Genomic DNA, 25,197 nt, shown 5'->3' on the forward strand with positions numbered 1-25,197 from the left:
CCCGTATGCCTGTCGGCAATGTGAGCCATTAAAACAACAAATGAATAAAACGTCATGAAGACATTGAAACAATTTTTCTATTTAGTAAAACCTTTTTGGGGGCAGCGTGCTGCCCTTTTGTGCTGGATACTGCTTTTCGCCTCGCTGGGGCTAACGCTGTCATCCGTGTGGTTCAACGTCAAAATGAACATGTGGAACGGCGACTTTTATAACGCGCTGCAAAAGCTTGATGGCCAAGCGCTGTATGGCTTATTACAGTACTTTGTTATCTTAGTCAGCGGGTTAATCTTTGTGGTGGTGATGGGGAATTACCTCAAACAAATGTTGATTATCCGTTGGCGCAAAGGCATGACTGAGCAAGTCCTTGGCCGTTGGTTATCCCCTAACAGCAAACATTACCTGTTAAGGCTAACCGCCCAAGAGCCCGACAACCCCGACCAACGTATTGCCGAAGACATTCGCTTACTGATTGAATCGACCCTTAATTTGGTAGTGACATTCCTTCACTCAATGTTAACGCTCGTTTCATTCGCGGCAATCTTATGGACACTCTCCGGTAGCCTGTCATTTAGCTTTGCCGATAGCGATTGGACCATCCCCGGTTATATGTTCTGGGCTTGTATCATTTACACCCTAATTGGTATCGCCCTCACCCAGTGGATTGGCTTTCCACTACGCCGTTTGCATATGGACAAACAGCGCCGTGAGGCAGATTACCGTAGCTCGCTCATTAACTGCCGCCAACACGGTGACGCCATCGCAGGGCAGCGCGGTGAAAACCAAGATAGAAAAGAGTTAATGGGGCGTTTTGGTGAAATCATCACTAACTGGAACCGTTTGATCCGCTGTGAACGGAATTTATCTTTTTATACAGTGGGTTACCAGCAAGTCACCGCATTAGCGCCTGTTCTATTAGCCTTGCCTAAATTCCTTGCTGGGGAAATTATGTTAGGTGGATTAATGCAATTACGCCAAGCGTTCACTAGCGTTGCCACCTCTTTAGGTTGGTTTATTTTCGCCTATAAAGAAATTGCGGCATGGCAAGCTACTGTCTCCCGTTTATATAACTTCGTGGTGTTATTGGAAAATGACAATAAAGCGCAAGTCACTGTTGATGAACAACATGCGCCGTTAACCGCCAAAATTAGCGTATCAACGGCAGATAACCGCCTACTGGTTGAAGATGTTAATTTCACGGCCAAACAAGGGGAACTGACATTAATTTCAGGGCGCTCTGGTATTGGTAAATCCACCTTACTGCGCACACTCAGTGGCCACTGGCCGTTCTTTAGTGGCACGATTTCACGCACAGAACACGTCATGTGGATCCCACAGCGCTTGTATTTACCTGTCAGTCGCTTAGATAACTTATTGGCTTACCCACAAGCGGCCAACCAATTTAGCCAACACGATTTCCAGTATGCGCTGACCTTGGTGGGGTTAGAAAGACTGCACCATCAGCTCGCTTTAGAAACGGACTGGAACAACCGCCTATCTGGAGGCGAGCAGCAACGCATCATGTTTGCGCGCTTGTTGCTTAACCGCCCGAAACTGTTGTTGCTTGATGAAACCACATCGGCTCTGGATGAAAACAGCGCATTGGAATTGCTCGCGCTGCTAAAAGCGGAATTGCACGATAGCACGATAGTCCTCGTCAGCCACCAAAGCTTTGTCGCGCAATTTGCAGAACAAAAAATTCACCTTTCAGAGTCTGCCCGTACTGACTCTTTAATGACAGGAACGCCAGAATATGCTTCGTAAAATCACTTTTGTTACCTGCATCAGTTTAGTATTAGGTGGCTGTGCAGGTCATGTTGCCACCAGCCAAAATGCTCAAGCTTTACTGCCTGTGCGTAGCGACCTACAACATTATCAATTAGATAACGGCCTGCAAGTTTACCTCTTACAACGTAGTCAGCCGGGTGTTGAACTGCGTTTATTGGTCAGTAGCGGCTCATTGCAAGAAAATGAACAGCAACTTGGCCTCGCTCACTTTACCGAGCACATGGCGTTTAAAGGCACTAAACATTTTCCCGGCACAACGGGCTTTAAACAGCTGGAACAGCAAGGGTTGAAGCTGGGTAGCCACGTCAATGCCATCACCAGTTTAAATTCCACTTTGTATAAGTTGTCGTTACCCGATGCAACCGCAAAACAAGTAGAAACTGGCTTACAAGTGATGGCGGATTGGGCTGCGAATATGACGTTCGACCAAGACGCATTTGAAAAAGAACGCCCAGTGATTGTCGAAGAGTGGCGCTTACGCCAAGGGATGGGCTATCGCATTAATGATAGCCTTGAAAAACTACGTTACCACGGCAGCCGCTATGCAGAACGTAACCCAATTGGCTCCCTCGATATCGTACGCCAAGCCCCGATTGAGCAAGCAAAAAATTACTATCAAACATGGTACCAGCCACAACGCATGACCCTGTTAGTGATTGGTGATTTCAATAGTTCTTCAGTTCGCAATCAGGTCAATAATTTATTTGCCTTACCGAAACCAGAAAAAGTGGCGGAAGATAACCCGCAATGGAAGCAATTTGCTAACTCCACCAATATGTTAGTGCAAGGGGTGTTTGATAAGGAACAAGGTGCTCGTTATGTTCAATTCGCATTGCAAAAGGATGTTAGTGCACCACTAAATACCCGCTTAGGGCAGCAAGAAGACTTATTAGACAGCTTATGGCTCGCCATTTTAAACCAACGCTTTACGGTAATGGTGGATAATGGCGTTTTGCCGTCAATCAGTATCAACGAGCAAGGGGCAATGCTGGATAACCAACGTTTACAGCAATTGATGATTATCCACCCGAAAGGCAATGACTATGCAGGTGCCACGCAAATTCTGTTTACGGAATTACAGCGGTTAGCCACAGAGCCTGTGACCCAAGAAGAGCTCGATAGCGCAAAACAAGCGATGTTGAAAAAGCTCAGCTTACAAGCCGCCTCTGAACAGCGTTACAGCAATGATTATCTGGCAGGGCAACTGACGACCGCCCTTGAGTATGACATGCCAATGTGGAATAAACGCCAGCAACTGGATGGTAGCTATCAATTGATCAATGGAATAAAACCACAAGCATTACAGCAACACGTGGCAAAATTCCTGCAAGTGGCCTCCCCGCGCTTAGCGCTGATTGGCCCAGATACTGATGCCCCAACCGTGGATAAATCCACATTTAATACCCAATGGCTCAACGCTCGCCAAAGCTCACCGGGGCCATTTACGTTACGCTCAAAAGCAATTACCTTACAACTGCCTGAAGTGGCAAAAGGCACTATTGTTGAGCAAGCCAAATTGCCCGTTGATAAAACCGAGCAATGGACATTAAGTAATGGCATCAAAGTGATTGTTAAAACGGATAAAAATCTTAAAGATGATATTCAGTTTAACCTACAATTACCGGGCGGCCGTTCCTTAGAAACCCAACAAACCGCAGGTTTAACCGACTGGGCGCTGAAGTTGCCTGAAAGCAGCGGCTACGGCAATTACAGTGCGCGTGATTTAGCACTGCTGGCGAAACAGAACCAAATATCGCTACGCCCTTACAGTGAGTTACTGACTCACGGTTTTCGTGGTAAAACCCCTATCGATAACCTCGAAACGGCCTTACAGCTACTGAATTTAAAGCTCACTGCGCCGCAATTTAGTGGGGAAAAACTCGAGCAACAAAAACAGTCTTTCGCGTTAAATTTATCAAAAACCCCGGTAGAGCGAACATTCCTCGATAATATCAATCAGGAAAGTTATACCCATGGTGAATTTTTAGTTATTAATCCAAAAGGTGGCTGGAACCAATTCACCGCACAGCAATTACAACAAGCCAACCGCCAGTTGCTCACCTCAACGGCGGATATGACGTTAGTGATTACGGGGGCGATGAGCAGCAAAGACATTAAGCCACTACTGGAAAAATGGGTTGCTTCACTGCCCTATAGCGACCAAAAGTTGGCCTCGCGCGACCAAGGCATCATGCCAAAAATGGCGAGCTTCAATAAAACCTACCCAATCAGTAGCAGTGACAAAAGCATGGTAAGCATTCAGTTTGCGGCGCCTGCGGTTTGGTCGCAACAAGATCAACTGGCATTGCAATTGATTGATACCCTTGTTAGCCAACGCTTACGCAGCGAGTTACGTGAAAAAGCCAGCGGAATTTATGCCCTCGGTTTCTCGCAGATGTTAGCGAAAAAACCACAGCCTTATTACCTTGCTCGCTTGAACTTTACCACCTCCCCTGAGCGTGCGCAGGAAATGACGGCAATCGCGCAAAAAACCATTGCGCAAATTCGCCAATCAGGTGTGAGTGAAAAAGAGTTAACGGAAGCCAAAAATATTTGGTTAACGGAGAATTCGCAAGTCACTGACAGCGCAAGCTATTGGACAGAAGCACTAGCACAAATCGCTTCTGATGATGGGCAGTATCAACGTTTAAGCCAAGAGCAAGCTATTGTTTGCCAACTCACAGTCGAAGATATAAACCGTTTAGCTCGTCAATATTTAGGGCAAAATAGCAAAGTGTTTATGATGACGCCTTAATATCAGTAAAAATCAGCCCGTAAATACAACACAACGGGCTGATTTATCTACTTTTTATCATATTCTTACATAAAGAAAATTCATAATTAATCTTTGTAAAATAGCCTTCGTATATTATTGATAACTCGCTTGAATACATGTGAAATTATTTTCTTTAAACTTATATCCTTCATTAACTCTTCAGTACTTATATTTTCTTGAGGTGCCAATATTTCTGTTTTACTTTCAACACTGAGATTCTCATCTCTCTTCAATTCATTTACTCTATCTATTGAATAGCTGGTGATGAAATCATTAACTTTATTAGCAATATTTTTGTGCGTATAACTTGACATATTTCGCATTAAATCAGATGAATACTTTTCAATATTTTCAATGGGTTCTTTTTTAAAACCATCGATAATTGCCATTTTAAACTCATTGAACTTATGCGGTGTAATATCTTGTAAACCAAATACAGAATTTATGGCACACCAAATTCGGCTTATCGGACTTTTATTTTCTCTAATATATAATTCATACTCATCTAAATATTTATTAATAATCTTATTTATTTTTTCACAAACCAATTTGTTATCGTATTTTTTTAATATTTCCTGTGCATTTAACATTTCTCTTTCAAAGAGTTCAGGGGTTTTACTTGACTTTAACTCATTAAATTTTGCCTTAATCTTAGATTCAATCAAATTTAATGAGCGAGCCGAAACCTCGTTAAAGACCACTTTAATTTTAATCGCTTCCTCTATTGTATGGCTAGCAAGAATCTTTTGAAATTCAGGTTCTTTTTCACTTAAACTTGACTGACTTAATTGGTTATTTTTTATTGAATTATTAGGTAAATCATCACTATCTGATTTTCGTTCAGTTACTTTAACTAGCGTATTTTCTTTTTGATCAGTTTGTATTTTTTTAGCGGGAAGTGGCTGTTCAGAAGGCGAGGAATCATTTTGTTTATCGGCCCTCATTCCCAGCTTAAAATATTTATCAATTTTATGTCTCGCTTCAATACTCGCATTATCAATTTTCGCCCATGCCTCCTGTATTTCCTTCATCCCATCGGTACCTGCACTATTCTTCAAGCTAACTATTTTATCTATTATTATATGGCTAGACCCCTCATAAAATTTATCTTTTCTGATAATGTTGTCTACCATATCATTCAGTGAAATTAATGGGTTAATTTGTTTCTTTGAATGATTCTGAAATATTAAACCTGTGGCTCTAGAGATTTTCATATTAAGTTTCCTATTTTTAGGTAAAACACACAAAAATCATATATAAGCCAACAGACTTTCGATATCAGATAGCGATTCCCTGAGCGCTTTTAAAATCCAGCCAGTAAAATGTAATGTGACTGCTTGATTTCTATCACCTTATTGAGTTGACAGAACATAGCTTTAATGTGATTAATATTCATCTAAAGAATGATAACAAGAGAAAACCATGAGCGACGTAATCATACGCAGGGCAACAATGGCAGATATCCCCGCCATCACACAAATCCACGCAGACTATTCGGCTTACGCCAATACATTGCAGCTACCATACCCAACAGAAAAAACATGGGAAGCGCGTCTTGGGGCGAATGATCCGCTGGTAACACAGTTTGTCGCCACCATTGATAATATCGTTGTCGGGTTACTGGTTATTAGTCAGCCTAGCCAAGTTCGCCGTCGCCATGTGGCCACTTTTGGTATCACCGTCAGTGAAGCCCATCAAGGGAAAGGCATTGGCTCAAAGCTGATGCAAGTGATGGTGGATTACTGCGATAACTGGTTAAATGTACGCCGTATTGAGCTCGAAGTGTTTGCCGCAAATGGTAGCGGAGTTGGGCTATATGAAAAATTTGGCTTTGTGCAAGAAGGCCGGATGCGAGACTACGCCTTTCGTGATGGGCAATACGTTGATGCCGTGATGATGAGCCGAATAAAAAATTAAACGGCTCATAGTGTGAATCCTACACGCCAACTAGGCTACGTAATGGAATACCAAATTGATTATGTAGCCTACGGATCATGGGTAAGGTTAAATTACGTTTGCCATTTAGAACCTCATAGACACGATTCGCTTTACCAATAGCAGGTTCAAGATCCTTAACCGTTAGCCCTTGTTGCTCCATTCGAAATTTAATCGCTTCTATAGGATCAGGCGCTTCAATGGGATAATGTCTTTTTTCATACTCTTCAATTAATAAGCACATTACCTCAAAATAATCCCCTTCAGGGGTATTCAACTCAGGCTCATTATCGAACATAGGGGATACTGCCAATAATGCAGCTTGATAGTCTTCTTCTGTTCTTATAGGTTTAATTTTCATGATCATGGCTCCAAATCCACCGTTTCTGCATCAACTCGATCATATTGTTCATGAGTTCCAATGAATTTAACGAATATCCACCCACGCTGGTATGCAATAGCCACAATTAACCGGTAACAATTTCCTTTTATATTGAATACCACGCGCCTATTTTTCAAAATACTTGCGCTACGGTACATTCCTTTGGTGTCTGAAGGGGTTTTCCATGTTGCTTTAATGGCTTCATCTACCCATGCCTTCAGCGGTTGTTCTGACTCTGGATATTTTAACCAGAAATCTTTCAGCGTTTTTATGGATATGATTTTCATGACTTTAAAATAGTCCCAATTTAGGACTGGGTCAATTAAAAAATCCCATTTCGGGACTAACTTTATTTATTTACTCATAATAAAAAAATGCCACGCAATACGTGGCATTTAGAGAACTCTTTTTTATCGAATCAAACGATTATTTATCGCCTAACAGAACAGAATCCAGTGCGATTTCAATCATTTCATTAAATGTGGTTTGACGCTCATCAGAAGTAGTTTGTTCGCCCGTTTTGATATGGTCTGATACGGTACAGATAGCCAGTGCACGCGCACCGTATTCCGCAGCCACACCGTAGATACCCGCCGCTTCCATTTCAACACCTAAGATGCCGTATTTTTCCATCACTTTGAACATGTCTGGATCTGGCGTATAGAACAGGTCAGCAGAGAACAGGTTACCCACACGGACGTTAACTTTTCTTGCTTTTGCCGCTTCAACTGCATTATGAACTAAGTCATAGTCTGCGATTGCCGCGAAATCTTGGTCTTTGAAACGCAGGCGGTTGACTTTAGAGTCTGTACAAGCACCCATGCCGATAACAACATCACGCAGTTTCACATCATCCATCACTGCGCCACATGAACCTACACGAATAATCACTTTCACACCGAAATCGGTGATCAATTCTTTTGCGTAGATTGAGCAAGAAGGGATACCCATGCCATGACCCATGACAGAAATTTTACGGCCTTTATAAGTCCCAGTAAAACCTAACATGCCACGAACATTGTTCACTTGGCGGACATCTTGCAGGAAAGTTTCTGCGATGTATTTCGCACGTAATGGGTCGCCTGGCATCAGAACGACATCAGCGAAATCACCCATTTCTGCATTAATATGTGGAGTTGCCATGATTATTTCCCTTTAAACGATAATATATTTTAAAAATAAATAAGGTGGTATCCCCCACCTTATTATTAGAATCAGTATCCCATTACTCTAAGCAATTTGAGTTGTCGCTAGGCGGCTAGCAAAATCATCCCTATGAGCATACATAAGTATGTGATTAGGGTGGTTTTGTGCAGCCAACACCGCGACAGCTCAAAGCATGACGGCAAAGCTTGCTCATTACCTTTAATTGCTCACAATTACCTTAGTTGCTCACAATTATCTTGATTGCTCACAATGACCCTAAATAATTTGAGTTGTCGCTAGGCGGCTAGCAAAATCATCCCTATGAGCATACATAAGTATGTGATTAGGGTGGTTTTGTGCAGCCAACACCGCGACAGCTCAAAGTATGACGGGTATTGGGATTAAAGCATTGGTTTACCGTACTCCATCGGCGACAAATCAAAATACTTAGCGACTGTCTGACCAATATCTGCGAATGTTTCGCGGTGGCCTAATGAACCTGGTTTAACTTTTGGCCCATATACTAGAACAGGGATGTGTTCACGTGTATGGTCTGTACCCGGCCAAGTTGGGTCACAGCCGTGGTCAGCGGTTAAAATCAGAATGTCATCTTCTTTAACCAGCTTCATTAATTCAGGTAAACGGCGGTCAAATAATTCGAGTGCGGCAGCATAACCTGCAACATCGCGGCGGTGACCATATGAAGAGTCAAAGTCAACAAAGTTAGTGAAGACGATGGTGTTATCACCTGCCAGCTTCATTTCTTCAATTGTTGCATCGAATAAAGCATCTAAACCCGTTGCTTTAATTTTCTTCGTGATACCAACATGCGCATAGATATCTGCAATTTTACCGACAGAAACAACTTCACCTTGTTTCTCTTCCACTAATTTTTTCAGAACAGTTGGTGCTGGTGGCTCAACTGCTAAATCGTGACGGTTACCCGTACGCGAGAAGTTGCCTGCTTTATCACCCACAAATGGACGCGCAATAACACGGCCGATGTTATAACCACCTTTGGTTAACTCTTCACGGGCGATTTCGCACAGCTCGTACAGTTTGTCTAAGCCGTAAGTTTCTTCGTGGCACGCGATTTGGAACACGGAGTCCGCAGAGGTATAGAAAATCGGTTTCCCCGTTTTCATATGCTCTTCACCCAGTTGGTCTAAGATAACCGTACCTGATGAGTGGCAGTTACCTAGGTAGCCCGGCAGATTCGCTTTTTTAACTAAGGTATCCAGCAATTCTTGTGGGAAGCTGTTTTCTTCGTTAGAGAAATAACCCCAATCGAATAACACAGGCACACCCGCAATTTCCCAGTGACCTGATGGGGTATCTTTACCAGAAGAGATTTCGCTCGCATAACCGTATGCACCGATAATTTCCGCATTAGGATCAAGCCCCGCAGGGAATGAACCGCTTGATTCTTCTCCTGCTTTACCTAAACCTAATTTTGTTAAATTAGGTAAATGCAGAGGCCCTTTACGACCAATGTCCGCTTCGCCGCGTGCGCAAGCATCTGCAATGTGACCCAACGTATTTGAGCCTTCATCACCAAATTTATGTGCATCGTGTGCAGCGCCGATCCCAAAGGAATCCAAAACCATAATAAATGTGCGTTTCATATTTTTCTCCTGCGGTATTTATTAGAACGATATACCACTAAAATCTATTTGTATTACTCGCTGATTTGGCGATAAACCATCGGCGTTTGCTCTGGGGAATTTTCACCAATAACCATGGCTGCGCGCACTTCTTTTGCCGCTTCTTCCCATGCTTTTTCACTGTTAGCATGGATAATTGCCAATGGTGTTTGTGTATCCACTTTCGCGCCTAACGCTGCGATATCACTCAAACCAACACTGTAGTCAATTGGGTCTGTGGCTTTACGACGACCGCCACCTAATGTCACAACGGACATGCCCAATGCACGCGTATCCATTTGCGTGATAATACCGTCTTTCGGTGCATAAACAGCTTTGCTCAGCACGGCAGTTGGCAGGTATTTGTCATAATTTTCAACAAAGTCTGCTGGGCCTTTTTGTGCTGCAACCATACGACCAAATACTTCGGCTGCTTTACCGTTATCCAGTACCGCTTGCAGTTTTTGACGTGCTTCTTCACGGGTAGCCGCGAGTGAGCCTGAAACCAACATTTCCACACAAAGCGCCATTGTCACTTCATACAGACGAGGGTTACGGTATTCACCCGTCAAGAATCGTACAGCTTCGCGCACTTCAACCGCATTACCCGCACTGGATGCCAGTACTTCGTTCATGTCGGTTAACAATGCCGTTGTTTTACAACCAGCGCCGTTTGCCACTTTAACGATTGACTCTGCCAACTCTTCTGATTTCTCATAGGTTGGCATAAATGCGCCAGAACCGACTTTTACGTCCATCACTAAGGCATCAAGGCCTTCAGCCAGTTTTTTACCTAAGATAGATGCCGTGATCAGCGGAATCGAGTCAACTGTTGCAGTAATATCACGGGTTGCATAAAAACGTTTATCTGCTGGTGCTAATGAATTGGTTTGCCCAATAATCGCCACACCCACATCTTTAATAATGTCGCGGAAACGAACATCATCAGGGAAAATGTCGAAATTAGGAATAGCTTCCAGCTTATCCAGTGTACCACCTGTGTGACCCAGACCACGGCCTGAAATCATTGGGACATAACCACCACATGCAGCCACCATTGGGCCAAGCATCAGGGAAGTCACATCACCGACACCGCCCGTAGAGTGTTTATCCACTAATGGGCCGTTAAGATTGAGTGATTTCCAATTCAGAACCGTTCCTGAATCACGCATTGCCAGCGTCAGTGCGACACGCTCAGACATCGTCATATCGTTAAAATAGATGGTCATTGCCAGTGCAGCAATTTGACCTTCCGAAACAGAATTATCACGAACACCATTGATAAAGAAGCGAATTTCCTCTTCGCTTAATGGTTTTCCATCGCGTTTTTTACGAATGATTTCTTGTGCCAGAAACACGATATACTCCTTTAAAGTCGAACTTATCGGCTAACAATAATGCGAAAATTAATAACTGCTGCTTGATTTTTTAACGTCGTAACCCAGCGTGTTTAATAAATTTGCTAATAAGCTTGATGCGCCAAAACGGAAGTGGCGGCTATCAGCCCAATTGTCACCTAAAATTCGGCCTGCTAATGCTAAATAATCAGCAGCTTCTTCAGCAGTACGTACACCACCGGCAGGTTTGAAACCAACGGTTTTTGCAACACCCATATCACTGATGACTTGCATCATGATTTCTGCGCTTTCTAATGTTGCATTAACAGGAACTTTACCTGTTGAGGTTTTGATAAAATCAGCACCCGCTTTAATTGAAATTTCAGACGCTTTGCGAATTAACGCAGCATCTTTTAATTCGCCAGTTTCAATGATCACTTTCAGTAATACATTGGCAGCAGCACAAGCATCTTTACACGCTTTCACTAAATCAAAACCGATTTGTTCATTGCCTGCGATCAGCGCACGGTATGGGAATACCACGTCAACTTCATCCGCGCCATAAGCGATAGCCGCTTTGGTTTCTGCTAATGCGATGTCAATATCATCATTACCGTGTGGGAAGTTGGTTACGGTCGCGATGCGAACGTCAGGCGTACCTTGCTCACGCAGTGTTTTGCGCGCAATTGGAATGAAACGAGGGTAGATACAAATTGCTGCTGTGTTACCCGCAGGGCTTTTGGCTTGATGACATAATGCGATCACTTTTGCATCAGTGTCGTCATCATTTAATGTGGTTAAATCCATCAGGGTCAGCGCGCGTTGTGCGGCTGCTTTTAAATCAGTCATATAACTCTCCAACGTTATTAATTCTTCAGAACGACACGTTCTTTGTTGGCGAGCGGGCTTGGTTCCTTAAAGATGCCAGCCGGATGCGTCCGAACTGAGCAGCTGAGTTCCTTCTCACCGCACGATGCCCTAGAGTCACTTGACTCTGAGAACTAGCAGTTCAATTAGCAGCTTACTAGTGTCTATTTGACCATGGAACAGCGTCATTTTATGTGCTACAAATCACATTAATCGACTGAATGTTACATTATTAAATATAATTATGTGAATCAGATCTCATTATACCTGATCTGCCTGTTAATTTATTCACTCAAATGGCTTTTCTAACCATAGACAATCATTAATTGACTAAGTTAAGAATAGTTGAAATTTTGCCGTTGAATATAAAAGATAGCAAATGAATATAACCGATAAAAATAAAAGCGAAAGAGCAACGCCCTTCCGCTTCCATTGTGAACAGGTTTGATAAACCCGCCTAAAATTCTACATCATGCTTTTATGCTAACGCAGCGGCACCCAAGGTCAAGAAGAAACCAGCAATGGTCGCGCTCATTAAGTTAGATAACGTCCCCGCCATGACAGCTTTCATACCAAGGCGCGCAACATCCCCACGGCGATTTGGTGCCATACCGCCTAAGCCACCCAACAAAATGGCCACGGATGATAAATTCGCGAAGCCACACAATGCGAATGAGATAATCGCTTTAGTATGGTCGGAAAGCACTTGTTTACCTGATGCAATAACATCCGCATCCGCTTTCATGTATTCACCAAAGTTCATGAAAGCAACAAATTCATTCACAACTAATTTTTGACCAATGAACGAACCCGCAATAGTCGCCTCACTCCATGGCACACCAATTAAGTAAGCAATCGGTGCAAATAACCAGCCTAATAATAGCTCAAGAGACAACTGTGGATAATCAAACCAACCACCAATACCACCTAAAATACCATTGATTAAAGCAATCAATGCGATGAAGGCTAATAACATGGCACCCACGTTCAGCGCTAATTGCATACCCGATGAAGCACCTGCTGCTGCTGCATCAATGATATTTGCAGGGCGTTCATCTTCGGCAACTAAATCAGTTGCGTTAACTCTGTCACGTACATCTTCTGTTTCAGGTACCATCAATTTTGCGAATAACAGGCCACCCGGTGCCGCCATAAATGATGCCGCAATCAGGTATTCCATTGGCACGCCCATTTGTGCGTAACCCGCTAAGACAGAACCCGCCACTGACGCTAAACCACCACACATAATCGCGAACAATTCAGAGGTGGTCATGGTTGCGATGTAAGGACGCACAACCAGAGGCGCTTCGGTTTGCCCAACGAAAATGTTTGCTGTCGCAGATAAGGACTCCGTTCGTGATGTGCCGAGAACTTTCTGTAAACCGCCGCCTAATACTTTAATCACCAACTGCATGATACCTAAGTAATAAAGTACAGCGATCAACGATGAGAAGAACACAATGATAGGCAGTACGCGAAAAGCAAAAATAAAGCCACCACCACCAAATAATTCGAACATTTTGTCGGACACTAAGCCGCCAAAAATAAAGCTCATACCATCGTGGCCATAACCGATGATTTTAGAGACGCCATCAGACATCCCTTGCAGTACGCTGCGCCCAGCAGGTACATATAAAACTAATGCGCCAATCGCTAGCTGTAAAATAAAAGCACCACCCACAGTGCGAAGTCTTATCGCTCGGCGATTGCTGGAAAATAGGACAGCTATCGCGATAAGCACCGCCATTCCTATAATACTCATAATGAGTTGCATGGAAGGATCCCTGTTCACTTGATTCTAGGTTGATATATAAGGAAACGTGTAAGTCACCTTGTCTCTTTGTGGGATGATTATACCTAGTCATCATGAATAACCCGCAATATTCATCACAAATACGAGGTGCAAGAAACACTGAAAATTCAAACAATGTGATAAAAATCACAAAAATGAATCGGTTTTATCTGGAAAGACACTAAAGGTGTCATAAGTCATCGTAAAAGCGGAATGGATTAAATCAGATGGGAAACAGATTTATATAAGCATTACTTATCGTTTAAACTATTTTTACTTTGTCAGATTAAATAACGACAGGCTATTGTTGTAAAGTTGTTGGGCGATTTCTGCTGGAGATTCGTGGCGAAGCTCACAGAATGAACGAAAAACCCACTCAATACGCTCGGGTCGATTAGGCTCCCCTTGAAAGCCAGAAACAGGCATATCTGGTGCGTCGGTTTCAAACAACAATGAAGTGAGTGGCAATTGCGACATCACATGGCGAGTTTTATTCGCCCGTTCATACGTTATCGTTCCCCCTACGCCAATATAATAACCTAGTTTAACAAAGGCTTGCGCTTGAGATAGGCTCCCTGCGAAACCATGTACAACCCCGCGAGCAGGCACATCAATACGGCGCAGTATCGCTGCTAGTGGGTCATGGGTTTTACGTGAATGCAAGATCACAGGTAAATCGACCTGTTTAGCCAGTTTAAGTTGCGCTATTAACAGTTGCTGTTGGCGCTCAAATTGGGGATTGTGCATGTATAAATCGAGGCCAATTTCCCCCACCGCCACACACTTTTTATTTTTTTGCGCAAGGTAATCCACTAATACATCAAAATGAGCATCTTGATACTGACTGATATACAGGGGATGAAACCCCATCGCGGCATGCAATTGCGAGTATTGCTGTGCCAATTGCCACACACGAGCAAAGTTATCTAAACTCACTGTTGGGATAACAATCTGTTCTACACCACTTTGGTTTGCAAGGTTTAAGCTTTCAGTGAAATCGTCACTAAAAGGTGGAAAATCAAAATGGCAATGTGTATCAATAAATTGCGGTTTATCCATTACGATTTTCATTCACTGGTAATATGATTGAAGGCGCCTCGGCAAGCTCTGGCACGAGCTCTTCAGGTACTAGCGTATTTTGCTCTGAAGGCTCGATGTCAATCTCAAGAGGATTGCGTTCTATCTTACGCGCCAAAGTTTGGCTGAAACTATTTTGGTTCTGATTAAACCCGGCACCAAGGGCAGCAATAAAGTAGCGCCCACAGCGCCGCCCAGTGTGATAGTCTTCATTTAACGAAGAGACTTTACTGCCTAGCGCACTGCTTTTTAGCGGAACAGGTGGATAAATTTCGAAAACCTGCACATCTTTAGGCGGGTTTTCAATAAATTCTTGTGTCTTGCGGTAGCTTTTCAGGTGTACTTTCAGCATCGTCGCCATGCGTTGCAACCCGTTATTATCCCCTTCCAACCAGCGCGTCATTCTTTTCACCCATTCAGGGGTGAAATACATCTGGGATGGTACGGTGCGGATAACGACAATAGTATCAGCCCCGCGTCGGTAGGCTTCTTCAACCGGAATTGCCGCACTAATGCCGCCATCATGGTACCGCGTACCATCAAACTCGACACCTTCGCGGTAAAAACCAGGGATTGCACTGGATGCGCGAATAATATCCAACCAAGTATCTGCATCTGGCTGTAGAAATTCGGCGGAAAAATCATCGCTACGGCTAGCCCCCATATAAAATTCACGACCTGAATCCAACAAATCCAGCCCCGCTTCCATGCGTAAAGGAAACTCTTTTGCTGTGGTTTCTATCAGCCAATCGAGGTCAATGAGGTGACCACCACGAATAAACCGCAGTGGATTGAAAAATGCAGAATTGGTGGTATAGCGAGTGATCACACGGCGTGCATAACCTGCTTGCCCACAAATATAAGCAGACAAATTTTGCGCCCCTGCGGAGGTGCCAATCATTAAATCAAAGGGATTAAAATCAGAAATGAGAAACTCGTCCAGTACACCCGCCGTAAAAATCCCTCGCTGCCCGCCACCTTCACAAATCAGTGCAGTCTTTCCCGAGTTGATATTATCTAAAAATGCGAGCGGCTCAATGGTGCCTAAAGTGACTGAAACGTGTTTTCCCATAATACCCCTGAATAACTTGAACGCTTTAATTGACTCAAAAACAGAATGAGCTTCCCTTTGAAAGCTCATTCTAGCGACATTGTACAATAAACGTTCAACACTTTGGGCTATTGAGACATTTATTTACAGATTAGTTAGCAAGCACCAATCCATTTTGCACAGATTTCACGCCATTAACGCGGGAAGCGACCTGCGTGATTTTATCAATTTGGTCAGCAGATTGCACAAAACCTGAGAGGTAGACCACACCGTTAACGGTTTTTACCGATACGTTATTGCTAGAAATTCCTTTGGTGCCCAGTAACTTGCCTTTCACATCCGCAGTAATCGCCGAATCATCGATGTAGTCGCCTGTATTTTTCGCACCGCTAGAAATTGCACTTCCTGTATCTTTACCCGCCATTTCAACGGTTTTTGCCGCACTGTCCCACGTTTCAGAAGCTTGTTTTTTCAGCGCGCCGTCTGACGATGAGCTGCATGCTGTGAGTGCAAAGCTCAGTCCAATAGCAGTTAAACTACTTAATAGCATTGTCTTTTTCATAAGAACCTTCCTTTCACTGTGGAGGACGAGTCAACGTTACTAGCCTAAGTAAAAAAACGGAAAAAATAAAGGGCTTCAAGGGTAAAGACAGAATATTCTTGATGAAATAGTTTTAAAGACAGGGAAAGGCTCTTAAAAGGAGCATTAGGAAGAGACAACCCGCTACCTCATAATGAAATAGCGGGTTAAAGGCAAGATTAGTGTTCGCGCGTTTTACGGAACCGAACATCTGGGTAACGTTCGCTGGTCAAATTGAGGTTCACCATTGTTGGGGCGATATACGATAAGTTATCGCCACCATCAAGCGCTAAGTTTTGCTCATTTTTGCGCTTAAACTCTTCGAATTTCTTCGCATCATCACACTCAACCCAACGTGCCGTAGAAACGTTAACCGCCTCGTAAATTGCTTCAACGTTGTATTCGCTCTTCAGACGCGAAACCACCACATCAAACTGTAGCACACCCACCGCACCCACGATTAAATCGTTATTGGTCAATGGACGGAACACCTGCACCGCACCTTCTTCAGATAACTGAACCAGCCCTTTTAACAGCTGTTTTTGCTTCAGTGGGTCACGTAAACGAATACGACGGAACAGTTCTGGTGCAAAGTTCGGAATACCGGTAAATTTCAGTTCTTCACCTTGCGTGAACGTATCACCAATTTGGATGGTTCCGTGGTTATGCAGACCGATGATATCCCCTGCGTAAGCATTTTCAACCTGAGAACGATCCCCCGCCATAAAGGTTAATGCATCGGAAATCACCACGTCTTTTTTGATACGAACTTGGCGTAACTTCATACCTTTTTCATAAGTACCTGAAACAATACGCATGAACGCAACACGGTCACGATGTTTCGGGTCCATATTTGCTTGAATTTTAAAGACAAAGCCCGTGAATTTTTCTTCGGTGGCTTCAACTTCACGTACGTCAGTTTTACGAGCTTGCGGCGCAGGTGCCCACTCCACTAAACCGTCTAGCATGTGGTCAACACCAAAGTTACCTAATGCAGTACCGAAGAAAACTGGCGTCAGCTCACCTTCTAAGAAAGCATCATGGTCAAATTCATGTGAAGCACCTTGAACCAGCTCTAATTCATCACGTAATTGAGCCGCCAGTTCATCACCCACCGCCGCATCCAAGTCAGGGTTATTTAATCCTTTGATAATACGGACTTCTTGGATTGTATGACCTTGACCTGTTTGATAAAGGATGGTTTCGTCGCGCAGTAAATGATAAACACCTTTGAATAATTTACCGCAACCAATAGGCCAAGTGATTGGGCAACAGGCGATTTTCAGCTCGTTTTCCACTTCATCCAGCAACTCCATTGGGTCACGAATATCACGGTCAAGTTTATTCATGAAGGTCAGGATTGGCGTATCACGCAGACGGGTAACTTCCATCAATTTACGGGTACGATCCTCAACCCCTTTACCAGAGTCGATGACCATCAAACAGCAGTCAACTGCGGTTAACGTACGATACGTATCTTCCGAGAAGTCTTCGTGCCCCGGGGTATCGAGTAGGTTAACTAAGCAATCATGGTACGGAAACTGCATCACAGACGTGGTGATCGAAATACCCCGTTGCTTTTCCATTTCCATCCAGTCAGATTTTGCATGTTGATTTGAGCCACGGCCTTTTACTGTCCCTGCACGTTGAATAGCGTGCCCAAACAGTAATACTTTTTCTGTAATCGTGGTTTTACCCGCATCGGGGTGAGAGATGATAGCAAACGTTCTACGCGTGCTAACTTCCTGTAGAAAATTCTGATCTGTCATTTAACCGTTCTTTTCGTCTGAATACAGATTTATAGAGACACGCGCCTTGGCTCAATGTGGCACTTTGCGGTGCAAATCCGTGTTGTTAAACATAATTGGCGGATATTTTCGCAGATCTTGGGGGTATTAACAATCAAAGCATCGAGGTACAGTGAAAACAATACCCCGACGCAACGTAAAAATAGCTTAAATAACGAACATATTACGCCAAAATCAATTGAGTGATTTCATCGCCTAACGCCTGAGTACTCGCATTTCCGCCCATATCTCGCGTCAAATGACGGCGCTCTTTAATCGCCATTTCCACCGCAGCCATAATGCTGTCGTGCATTTCAGGGCAACCTAGGTGTTGCATCATCATCGCTGCCGCCCAAATTGTACCAATTGGGTTGGCAATATTTTGCCCTGCAATATCTGGCGCAGAGCCATGTACAGGCTCAAACATGGATGGAAACTCTTTTTCTGGGTTGATATTGGCAGATGGCGCAATCGCAATGGTTCCCGTACAAGCTGGGCCTAAATCAGACAAAATATCACCAAATAAATTTGACCCAACAATGACATCGTAAAATTCAGGCATGCGCACTAAATTTGCTGCAAAAATATCAATGTGGAATTGATCAACTTTTATCTCTGGGTAGGACTTAGCCATTTGCGCTACACGGCTATCCCAATACGGCATGGAGTGGAATAATCCGTTAGATTTAGTGGCAGAACTCAGGTGTTTTTTCTCACGACTTTGCGCTAATTCAAACGCATATTTTAAAATACGGTCAGTGCCTTTACGGGTAAAAATACTTTGTTGCAGCACCATTTCATCTTCAGTGCCTTCATATTGAATCCCGCCAATGGCGGAATATTCCCCTTCCACGTTTTCACGCACCACATAAAAATCAATATCCCCCGGTTTTTTATCTGCTAGAGGGCATTTAATCCCTTCAAATAAACGAACGGGGCGCAGGTTAACATATTGGTTAAATGCACGGCGAATCGGTAACAATAAGCCCCATAACGAAATATGATCAGGTACACCAGGGAAACCGACTGCACCAAGAAAAATCGCATCAAACTTTTTCAGTTGTTCTAAGCCATCTTCTGGCATCATGCGCCCTGTGCGGTGATAGGTTTCGCATGACCAATCAAAATGTGTAAAGTTGAATTTTACACCGTGTTTGCTCGCGGCGGCTTCTAAAACTTTTACCCCTTCTGGGATCACTTCCGTACCAATACCATCCCCCGGAATAACCGCTATATTGAATTGTGACATGGTGAAAACCTCTGATAAATGAATTAGGTGTGTTTTTCTCCAGTTTAGGGATTGCTGTGATAAAGTATAGACATGAACTGTAATCCTTAGGTTTACAAACTATGAACAAGCTTCCTGCGTTAGAGGACATTCGCGTTTTTGTTACCGTCGCCCGCTTAATGAGTTTCTCTCAAGCGGCAGCGCAGTTATTGGTTTCGCCTGCGTATATTTCTAAGCGGATCAAACTGTTGGAAGAAAACCTAGGGCAAACACTTTTTTTTCGCAGTGCACGTTCCATTAAGCTGACCCATGAAGGGCAAATTATTCTACGCAGTAGCGAGTTGATGCTAGCCGAACTTGAGCACATGCAAGAAGCACTCAACGCTTGTCGTGAGGAAATCCGTGGTTCACTACGGATCAGTTGCAGTACAGGGTTTGGCAGTACCTACATCAATCCGTTTATCCTGTCATTACGCGCTCAATACCCTTTATTGGCTATCGACCTCACATTAACGGATAAATCCGTCGATATTATCAATGAAAACATTGACGTGGATATTTGCATCGGTGGCACTATCTCCGATCAGTTTATTGCACGGCGTATCGCCGAAAACCAACGTATACTCTGCGCTGCGCCCAGTTACTTAGAAAAAAAAGGCACCCCAAAATACCCGCAAGAGCTTGAGCAAAAACATTTTTGTATTGCCATTAAAGAACGTAACCAAGCCCCCGCAGTGTGGAAGCTAGCGCAAAACCAAGAGAGCATGACCGTTACCCCTAACAGTAAACTCACGGTGAATAATGGTGAAGTCGCAAAACAGTGGTGTTTAAGCGGGGAAGGTATTCTCTTGCGCTCATTATGGAGCGTTTTACCCGAATTAGAATCGGGTCAGTTAGTGCGCGTCCTCCCAGAATGGTACCAAACCGCCGATGTTTATGCCGTTTATTCGAGAAGTATTCGAACAAGTGCTAATCTTAGAGTTTTCATTGAAAACCTCGAACAGTACCTTACGACCCATTTGCAAAATGGATTTATGGCAAAACCTTCAGTAAAGGTAGATAGCAATTGATGACAGAAACAGAGACATTCAAAGAACGTTTATTAACGCTGCTCAAGCAAAAGAAAATGAGCCAACTTAAGGCCGCACAAGCCCTTGGCGTCTCCCGAACTGCCGTCAACAAGTGGACAAAAGGTGGTATGATTGATGAAGACAACCTTGATAAACTCGCCACGTTACTGGATGTCGATAAAATTTGGTTAAAATACGGCGAATACACCAATAACCAAATTACCGTCACCAATGCAGGTGTCATGCGCAACATCAACGAAGTGCATCTGCAAGAGTCTGCCGATATCGTGACGTGGGAATGGGATTTACTCACTGGTGAATTAAACTACTCAGATAACGTCGAAACCGTTTATGGTATTAAAATCACGACCAACGAAGATTTCTGGGCGTTAATGGCGCCTGAATCCAAAGAAAAGTTGGTGAATGGTTACTCAAAAATCATTCGCGAAGGCGGTGCCCATGAGATGGATTTTAAAATTAACTGGGAAGGCGAATACCGTTGGATCACCTCCCGCGCGACGGGTGTTAAAGGCCCTAATGGCAAAGTAACTAAATTGGTTGGGATCAGCCTTGATAATACCGAACGTAAAAATAATGAATTACGTCTGCGAAAAATCAAATGCTACTTTGATGTTTTACTCGCCCACTTCAATCATTTAGTTGTTTTCACCGATAAAGCGGGGGAAATTCTTGCCAGTAATTTACACAGTCAATCCACTGAAATTGACTACCTCGAACTGCAACGTTTATTGTACCAACTCGTCATTAACCACAAAACTTGGCTAGAAGATGTGTGCCAAGCGGGGCGCGGGCAAATTGTTTTCCAAGATAAGCAAATCACTGCATATCAACATTTTAATGATGAAAACCAACCGTTTTTGATGTTTGAGCTCAAGCAAGCTTAATGATTTACCCCACATATTACAGTGGGGTAAGTGGCTTATAAATCAAGCACTAAACGTTTACTTTTTGCCCGAGAAACACACAGCATCATGGTTTTTTGTTCCGCTTTTTCATCATCATCTAAATAATGGTCGCGGTGATCTGCCTCACCTTCAAGGATCGCCGTTTCGCAGGTTCCACAAACCCCATTTCGGCATAAACATTCCACATTAATGCGCTTATCGGCCTCAATCACTTGTAAAATAGACATATCTTTGCCAACGTCTAAACTAAAGCCTGAACGCTGAAAGTAAACTTCAAAAGAATCCCCTTCACTGGCGACCTCACCAAAGTTTTCAAAATGGACGTGTGATTCTCCAAGATGTTGATTCCCTTTTTCAATCACTTCATTAATAAGTGATTGCGGGCCGCATACATACACATGAGTCGATGTCGACTGTGACTGGATCAACGCCTCGACTGGCATCCTCTGACCTTGGCTGCCATCATAAAGGTGTAAGCGAGAGCCAATGCGTTCTTGTAAATGTTCGATAAACGCAACGGTTTTCGCATCGCGAAAGCAATAATGCAACTCAAAGTCCATGCCGCCTTGCTCTAATTCATACAAGTAAGACAAAAACGGTGTGATGCCGATCCCCCCCGCAATGAGCAAGTGCTTACACTGGCTATCTTGTTCAAGGGAAAAGAAATTCTGGGCAGGTGAAAGATGGATACAATCCCCAACAGATAGCTGCTCATGCATAAATGCCGACCCGCCTTTCGAGTTTTCATCACGCAAAACTGAAATGCAGTAACTGCCACGGTGTTTTGGGTCGCTAATCAGAGAATAAGCACGCTGTAAGCCCATTTGATCCCCCATATGCACAGTAACATGACTGCCTGCACTAAAAGGCAAGAAACTGCCCTTTTGGGCGACAAACTCAAACATTTTAATCGTTGAGCTAACCTGTTCGATTCGGCTGACATTTACTGCAATTTTTTCTTGGCTCATCACCGTTTCCCTCTTTTTAGCCAATATCTAAGCACAGGTATTTGATACTTAAGTAATCTTCGATGCCATATCGAGACCCTTCTTTTCCGAGCCCCGATTGCTTAACCCCACCAAATGGCGCCACTTCATTAGAAATCAACCCTGTGTTGATCCCCACCATGCCACTTTGCAGTTTTTCCGCAACACGATAGACACGGTTCACATCACGGGAAAAAAAGTAAGCCGCTAGCCCATAAATGGTATTGTTTGCACGCGTAATGACTTCATTTTCATCCGTAAAACGGATCAACGTTGCAATAGGGCCAAAGATTTCCTCATGCACGATATCCATTGAATCATCAATATCTACCAGCACTTTTGGATTGAAAAAATGACCTTGCTCTTTGATTTCATTACCCAATACCAGCTGCTTTGCACCCTTTGCTAATGCGTCTTGCAATAGTGCATTCATGCCATCAATAGCTCGAGTGGTAATCATTGGCCCAATATCTGTACCAACATCCGCCCCATTCCCAACTTTCAACTTGGCGACTTCTGCAACAAACTTGGTCTTAAATTCGTCGAAAATAGCATCATGAAGGTAGAAACGGTTGACGCAAACACAGGTTTGCCCGCCATTGCGAAATTTCGCTTGAACTGCACTGCTCACCGCTTTATCAATGTCAGCATCCTCGAAGACAATAAACGGCGCATTGCCACCAAGTTCTAGTGACGTTTTCTTGATGGTTGAGGCACATTGTTCCGATAACACTCGGCCGACTTGTGTTGAGCCCGTAAATGAAAACTTACTGATAAGCTCATGTTTTGTCAGCCTTTCACCTAAAATTCGAGAATCCCCAGTGATGACGTTAAATATCCCTGCTGGAATACCGGCTTCATCCGCCAGCTGCGCTAATGCGAGAGCAGTAAAAGGTGTTTCTGTCGCAGGTTTAATAATAATGCTACACCCTGCTGCCAAAGCAGGAGCCGCCTTGCGCGTGATCATCGCCGCTGGGAAATTCCACGGGGTGATAGCGCTACAAACACCAATCGGTTGTTTTATCGTTGAAATACGGTTACTGCCAACAGTTTGCGGGATGGTTTCTCCATACACGCGCTTACCTTCCTCCGCAAACCATTCAATAAAAGAAGCCGCATAGCGGATTTCCCCTTTGGCTTCATGCAGTGGTTTGCCTTGTTCAAGGGTCATGATAAGGCCGAGATCGTCGACATTGGACTCGATCAGCTCAAACCAACGGCGCAAAATGATTGAACGAGCCTTCGCGGTCAGTTGTTTCCAACCGTCCATTGCACGGTGAGCCTGCTCAATTGCCTCATCCACTTGTGCTGCCGTTAGGCTGGGAATATTTCCCAGCACAGATTGATCAGCAGGGTTAGTCACAGGAATTTTTTTATCTGAATCAACCCATTGCCCGTTGATATAACAAGACTGGCGAAAAAGCGTCGGGTGAGTGACTGTCTGCATGTGTGACTGCTCCTTTGGTGATTATTTAAAAATTATTCAGTGTGTGCGCCAGCAACAATTTTGTGGAAGTGCGCCACACCGTGCTCGCTGATCCCACTACGTTGCCTATCCGCCATAATACGGCCTTGGCCACGGTAGCCACGGGATCTCAGCCCTTTTTGAACACTTTCAACTAAGCGTAAATCTTCTGGGCGGAACACAGTGCGATACCATTCCACTAAATTTTTCTGATATTCAGTCAGCTCTTCATTGAGGAAATAAATATCATAGTGCTGCAAAGTCTCCCCTGCATTCACTGGAAATTCATAAATAACGGTCATGAAATCCCCACCCGGCGGCATGTTGAACATGGTGCTTGGCCAAATCCAAAAACCAAAGAAGCGCGGGTCTAAAACTGATTCATCAAACTGATAGGAGGAATCAGATGGCTTGGCTTTACCAATTTGCACCGTCCAATTATCCAGAAGTTGGTGCTCATAAACATTCACATCCACAGAGCTGGCGAAACTGACGTGGTTTGTTGGGCAGTGATAACATTCAATATAGTTATCAACGATAGTTTTCCAGTTGGCTGGCGTATGGCTAACAAAACGCGCCGCCAGTTTTAAATCACCAATCACCGCGCAGGCTTCTTGCATTTTTTTCGCAAGACCCGGCAATTGTTCTTCAATTGGCTGTGGCTCACCAACGGTCATGTTCACGTAAATAAACCCTGCATGTTCAGTCACATGGAAGCTACTCAGTGACATCACATCCGACTCAAAGTTATTCACGTTTTCACAGTTTGTTGCATGGGCTAGTTGACCATCGAGTTTGAAAGCCCACGCATGGTAAGGGCAGGTAATCACATTTTTAACTTTACCACTGTCACCACTAATTAATTGGTGCCCGCGGTGAGGGCATACGTTATAAAAACCACGTAGAACATCGTCACGGCCACGCACAATGACTAAGCTTTCGCCAATTAATTCACGGGTGATATAGGTATTTTTTTCTTTAACCTCACTAATATGGGCAACGCAAACCCATGAGTTAGCAAAGATTTTTTCTTTTTCATATTCAAAAACATCATTAGATGTGTAATAACGCGCAGGGATTGTCCATGCGTTATCAATATCAAGGTGATCATTAATCGAAATGACTTTTGCTGCATTGCTCATAATTGCCCTCACTTATGTAAACTTATAGTTAACATTATTTTTATGAATGTTAACTAAGATCGCATAAATGATCAAACAAAATATTGTACAACATTCAAACAAAAACAATTAATCATTTTAAATCAAATGGTTAATTTAAAAATAATCAATTTTAATGTTAATCTTTGGTTAATTACTTGTTGACTACGCAATCTTTGCATGGCTATTCTCTGTAAACCCAAA

21 protein-coding genes are annotated in these 25,197 nt (G+C 43.6%); 5 read left to right on the plus strand and 16 right to left on the minus strand.

What is annotated here, in order from left to right; genetic code table 11:
* Positions 1 to 54: 54 nt before the first annotated feature.
* Both ABWP91_RS17245 and ABWP91_RS17250 read left to right on the plus strand, forming a co-directional pair.
* Positions 55 to 1,761, plus strand: a complete 1,707-nt coding sequence (locus ABWP91_RS17245; protein ID WP_353244267.1) for an ABC transporter ATP-binding protein/permease — start codon at positions 55 to 57, stop codon at positions 1,759 to 1,761.
* Positions 1,751 to 4,540: a M16 family metallopeptidase gene (locus ABWP91_RS17250; RefSeq protein ID WP_353244268.1), complete on the plus strand. Its 2,790-nt coding sequence runs from the start codon at positions 1,751 to 1,753 to the stop codon at positions 4,538 to 4,540. Before ABWP91_RS17245 ends, ABWP91_RS17250 begins: the two co-directional genes overlap by 11 nt.
* A gap of 86 nt (positions 4,541 to 4,626) precedes the next feature.
* On the opposite strand, the gene ABWP91_RS17255 is transcribed toward ABWP91_RS17250, so the two are convergent.
* Positions 4,627 to 5,775: a hypothetical protein gene (locus ABWP91_RS17255; protein ID WP_353244269.1), complete on the minus strand. Its 1,149-nt coding sequence runs from the start codon at positions 5,773 to 5,775 to the stop codon at positions 4,627 to 4,629.
* Positions 5,776 to 5,983: 208 nt separating this feature from the next.
* On the opposite strand from ABWP91_RS17255, the gene ABWP91_RS17260 reads away from it, so the two are divergent.
* Positions 5,984 to 6,478: a GNAT family N-acetyltransferase gene (locus ABWP91_RS17260; protein WP_353244270.1), complete on the plus strand. Its 495-nt coding sequence runs from the start codon at positions 5,984 to 5,986 to the stop codon at positions 6,476 to 6,478.
* A 19-nt stretch (positions 6,479 to 6,497) separates the two neighbouring features.
* On the opposite strand, the gene ABWP91_RS17265 is transcribed toward ABWP91_RS17260, so the two are convergent.
* The 12 genes from ABWP91_RS17265 to ABWP91_RS17320 form a co-directional block, all read right to left on the minus strand.
* The gene (locus tag ABWP91_RS17265; protein ID WP_353244271.1) at positions 6,498 to 6,857 is read right to left on the minus strand and encodes a helix-turn-helix domain-containing protein; all 360 of its coding nucleotides are present in this window, start codon (positions 6,855 to 6,857) and stop codon (positions 6,498 to 6,500) included.
* 2 nt (positions 6,858 to 6,859) lie between these two features.
* Complete coding sequence (locus tag ABWP91_RS17270) at positions 6,860 to 7,165, minus strand: type II toxin-antitoxin system HigB family toxin (protein ID WP_353244272.1); 306 nt, start codon at positions 7,163 to 7,165, stop codon at positions 6,860 to 6,862.
* Positions 7,166 to 7,304: 139 nt separating this feature from the next.
* On the minus strand, positions 7,305 to 8,021 hold the full coding sequence (deoD, locus tag ABWP91_RS17275; RefSeq protein ID WP_206084491.1) for a purine-nucleoside phosphorylase: 717 nt from the start codon (positions 8,019 to 8,021) through the stop codon (positions 7,305 to 7,307).
* Positions 8,022 to 8,425: 404 nt separating this feature from the next.
* Positions 8,426 to 9,649, minus strand: coding sequence for a phosphopentomutase (gene deoB / locus ABWP91_RS17280; RefSeq protein WP_353244273.1), 1,224 nt, complete (start codon positions 9,647 to 9,649; stop codon positions 8,426 to 8,428).
* 53 nt (positions 9,650 to 9,702) lie between these two features.
* Positions 9,703 to 11,025, minus strand: a complete 1,323-nt coding sequence (gene deoA, locus ABWP91_RS17285; protein ID WP_353244274.1) for a thymidine phosphorylase — start codon at positions 11,023 to 11,025, stop codon at positions 9,703 to 9,705.
* Between the two features lie 48 nt (positions 11,026 to 11,073).
* Complete coding sequence (gene deoC, locus ABWP91_RS17290) at positions 11,074 to 11,853, minus strand: deoxyribose-phosphate aldolase (RefSeq protein ID WP_219245643.1); 780 nt, start codon at positions 11,851 to 11,853, stop codon at positions 11,074 to 11,076.
* Positions 11,854 to 12,349: 496 nt separating this feature from the next.
* Entirely contained in the window at positions 12,350 to 13,633 is a 1,284-nt protein-coding gene (locus tag ABWP91_RS17295; RefSeq protein WP_353244309.1) for a NupC/NupG family nucleoside CNT transporter, read from the minus strand.
* Positions 13,634 to 13,936: 303 nt separating this feature from the next.
* The gene (locus ABWP91_RS17300; RefSeq protein WP_353244275.1) at positions 13,937 to 14,722 is read right to left on the minus strand and encodes a TatD family hydrolase; all 786 of its coding nucleotides are present in this window, start codon (positions 14,720 to 14,722) and stop codon (positions 13,937 to 13,939) included.
* Positions 14,715 to 15,812 carry a patatin-like phospholipase family protein gene (locus ABWP91_RS17305; RefSeq protein ID WP_353244276.1) on the minus strand — a complete coding sequence of 366 codons (1,098 nt, stop codon included), beginning with the start codon at positions 15,810 to 15,812 and terminating at the stop codon, positions 14,715 to 14,717. Before ABWP91_RS17305 ends, ABWP91_RS17300 begins: the two co-directional genes overlap by 8 nt.
* Before the next feature lie 130 nt (positions 15,813 to 15,942).
* Positions 15,943 to 16,353 carry a BON domain-containing protein gene (locus ABWP91_RS17310; RefSeq protein WP_353244277.1) on the minus strand — a complete coding sequence of 137 codons (411 nt, stop codon included), beginning with the start codon at positions 16,351 to 16,353 and terminating at the stop codon, positions 15,943 to 15,945.
* Positions 16,354 to 16,550: 197 nt separating this feature from the next.
* Positions 16,551 to 18,140 (minus strand): peptide chain release factor 3, encoded by a 1,590-nt coding sequence (gene prfC, locus ABWP91_RS17315; RefSeq protein WP_353244278.1) that lies wholly within the window; start codon positions 18,138 to 18,140, stop codon positions 16,551 to 16,553.
* A 202-nt stretch (positions 18,141 to 18,342) separates the two neighbouring features.
* Positions 18,343 to 19,407, minus strand: a complete 1,065-nt coding sequence (locus ABWP91_RS17320; RefSeq protein WP_353244279.1) for a tartrate dehydrogenase — start codon at positions 19,405 to 19,407, stop codon at positions 18,343 to 18,345.
* A 101-nt stretch (positions 19,408 to 19,508) separates the two neighbouring features.
* Between ABWP91_RS17320 and ABWP91_RS17325 the strand changes: the two genes are divergently transcribed.
* The gene (locus tag ABWP91_RS17325; RefSeq protein ID WP_353244280.1) at positions 19,509 to 20,456 is read left to right on the plus strand and encodes a LysR substrate-binding domain-containing protein; all 948 of its coding nucleotides are present in this window, start codon (positions 19,509 to 19,511) and stop codon (positions 20,454 to 20,456) included.
* On the plus strand, positions 20,456 to 21,361 hold the full coding sequence (locus tag ABWP91_RS17330; RefSeq protein ID WP_353244281.1) for a helix-turn-helix domain-containing protein: 906 nt from the start codon (positions 20,456 to 20,458) through the stop codon (positions 21,359 to 21,361). Before ABWP91_RS17325 ends, ABWP91_RS17330 begins: the two co-directional genes overlap by 1 nt.
* Before the next feature lie 35 nt (positions 21,362 to 21,396).
* Here the strand turns inward: ABWP91_RS17330 and ABWP91_RS17335 are convergent, their stop codons facing one another.
* Genes ABWP91_RS17335 through ABWP91_RS17345 form a run of 3 tightly spaced genes read right to left on the minus strand, consistent with a single transcriptional unit; the run spans position 21,397 to position 24,975 of the window.
* Entirely contained in the window at positions 21,397 to 22,350 is a 954-nt protein-coding gene (locus ABWP91_RS17335) for a PDR/VanB family oxidoreductase (RefSeq protein WP_353244282.1), read from the minus strand.
* A 16-nt stretch (positions 22,351 to 22,366) separates the two neighbouring features.
* On the minus strand, positions 22,367 to 23,815 hold the full coding sequence (locus tag ABWP91_RS17340; protein WP_353244283.1) for an NAD-dependent succinate-semialdehyde dehydrogenase: 1,449 nt from the start codon (positions 23,813 to 23,815) through the stop codon (positions 22,367 to 22,369).
* Positions 23,816 to 23,847: 32 nt separating this feature from the next.
* Positions 23,848 to 24,975 (minus strand): aromatic ring-hydroxylating oxygenase subunit alpha, encoded by a 1,128-nt coding sequence (locus ABWP91_RS17345; protein WP_353244284.1) that lies wholly within the window; start codon positions 24,973 to 24,975, stop codon positions 23,848 to 23,850.
* Positions 24,976 to 25,197: the final 222 nt, after the last annotated feature.

It is taken from the genome of Providencia sp. (genome assembly GCF_040396775.1).
Classification (GTDB): domain Bacteria; phylum Pseudomonadota; class Gammaproteobacteria; order Enterobacterales; family Enterobacteriaceae; genus Providencia.

Bases quoted from the DNA above. Each gene is read 5' to 3' on its own strand.
- ABWP91_RS17245 (WP_353244267.1), top strand. From the start codon at position 55: ATGAAGACATTGAAACAATTTTTCTATTTAGTAAAACCTTTTTGGGGG.
- ABWP91_RS17250 (WP_353244268.1), top strand. From the start codon at position 1,751: ATGCTTCGTAAAATCACTTTTGTTACCTGCATCAGTTTAGTATTAGGT.
- ABWP91_RS17255 (WP_353244269.1), bottom strand. From the start codon at position 5,775: ATGAAAATCTCTAGAGCCACAGGTTTAATATTTCAGAATCATTCAAAG.
- ABWP91_RS17260 (WP_353244270.1), top strand. From the start codon at position 5,984: ATGAGCGACGTAATCATACGCAGGGCAACAATGGCAGATATCCCCGCC.
- ABWP91_RS17265 (WP_353244271.1), bottom strand. From the start codon at position 6,857: ATGAAAATTAAACCTATAAGAACAGAAGAAGACTATCAAGCTGCATTA.
- ABWP91_RS17270 (WP_353244272.1), bottom strand. From the start codon at position 7,165: ATGAAAATCATATCCATAAAAACGCTGAAAGATTTCTGGTTAAAATAT.
- deoD (WP_206084491.1), bottom strand. From the start codon at position 8,021: ATGGCAACTCCACATATTAATGCAGAAATGGGTGATTTCGCTGATGTC.
- deoB (WP_353244273.1), bottom strand. From the start codon at position 9,649: ATGAAACGCACATTTATTATGGTTTTGGATTCCTTTGGGATCGGCGCT.
- deoC (WP_219245643.1), bottom strand. From the start codon at position 11,853: ATGACTGATTTAAAAGCAGCCGCACAACGCGCGCTGACCCTGATGGAT.
- ABWP91_RS17295 (WP_353244309.1), bottom strand. From the start codon at position 13,633: ATGAGTATTATAGGAATGGCGGTGCTTATCGCGATAGCTGTCCTATTT.
- ABWP91_RS17300 (WP_353244275.1), bottom strand. From the start codon at position 14,722: ATGGATAAACCGCAATTTATTGATACACATTGCCATTTTGATTTTCCA.
- ABWP91_RS17305 (WP_353244276.1), bottom strand. From the start codon at position 15,812: ATGGGAAAACACGTTTCAGTCACTTTAGGCACCATTGAGCCGCTCGCA.
- ABWP91_RS17310 (WP_353244277.1), bottom strand. From the start codon at position 16,353: ATGAAAAAGACAATGCTATTAAGTAGTTTAACTGCTATTGGACTGAGC.
- prfC (WP_353244278.1), bottom strand. From the start codon at position 18,140: ATGACAGATCAGAATTTTCTACAGGAAGTTAGCACGCGTAGAACGTTT.
- ABWP91_RS17320 (WP_353244279.1), bottom strand. From the start codon at position 19,407: ATGTCACAATTCAATATAGCGGTTATTCCGGGGGATGGTATTGGTACG.
- ABWP91_RS17325 (WP_353244280.1), top strand. From the start codon at position 19,509: ATGAACAAGCTTCCTGCGTTAGAGGACATTCGCGTTTTTGTTACCGTC.
- ABWP91_RS17330 (WP_353244281.1), top strand. From the start codon at position 20,456: ATGACAGAAACAGAGACATTCAAAGAACGTTTATTAACGCTGCTCAAG.
- ABWP91_RS17335 (WP_353244282.1), bottom strand. From the start codon at position 22,350: ATGAGCCAAGAAAAAATTGCAGTAAATGTCAGCCGAATCGAACAGGTT.
- ABWP91_RS17340 (WP_353244283.1), bottom strand. From the start codon at position 23,815: ATGCAGACAGTCACTCACCCGACGCTTTTTCGCCAGTCTTGTTATATC.
- ABWP91_RS17345 (WP_353244284.1), bottom strand. From the start codon at position 24,975: ATGAGCAATGCAGCAAAAGTCATTTCGATTAATGATCACCTTGATATT.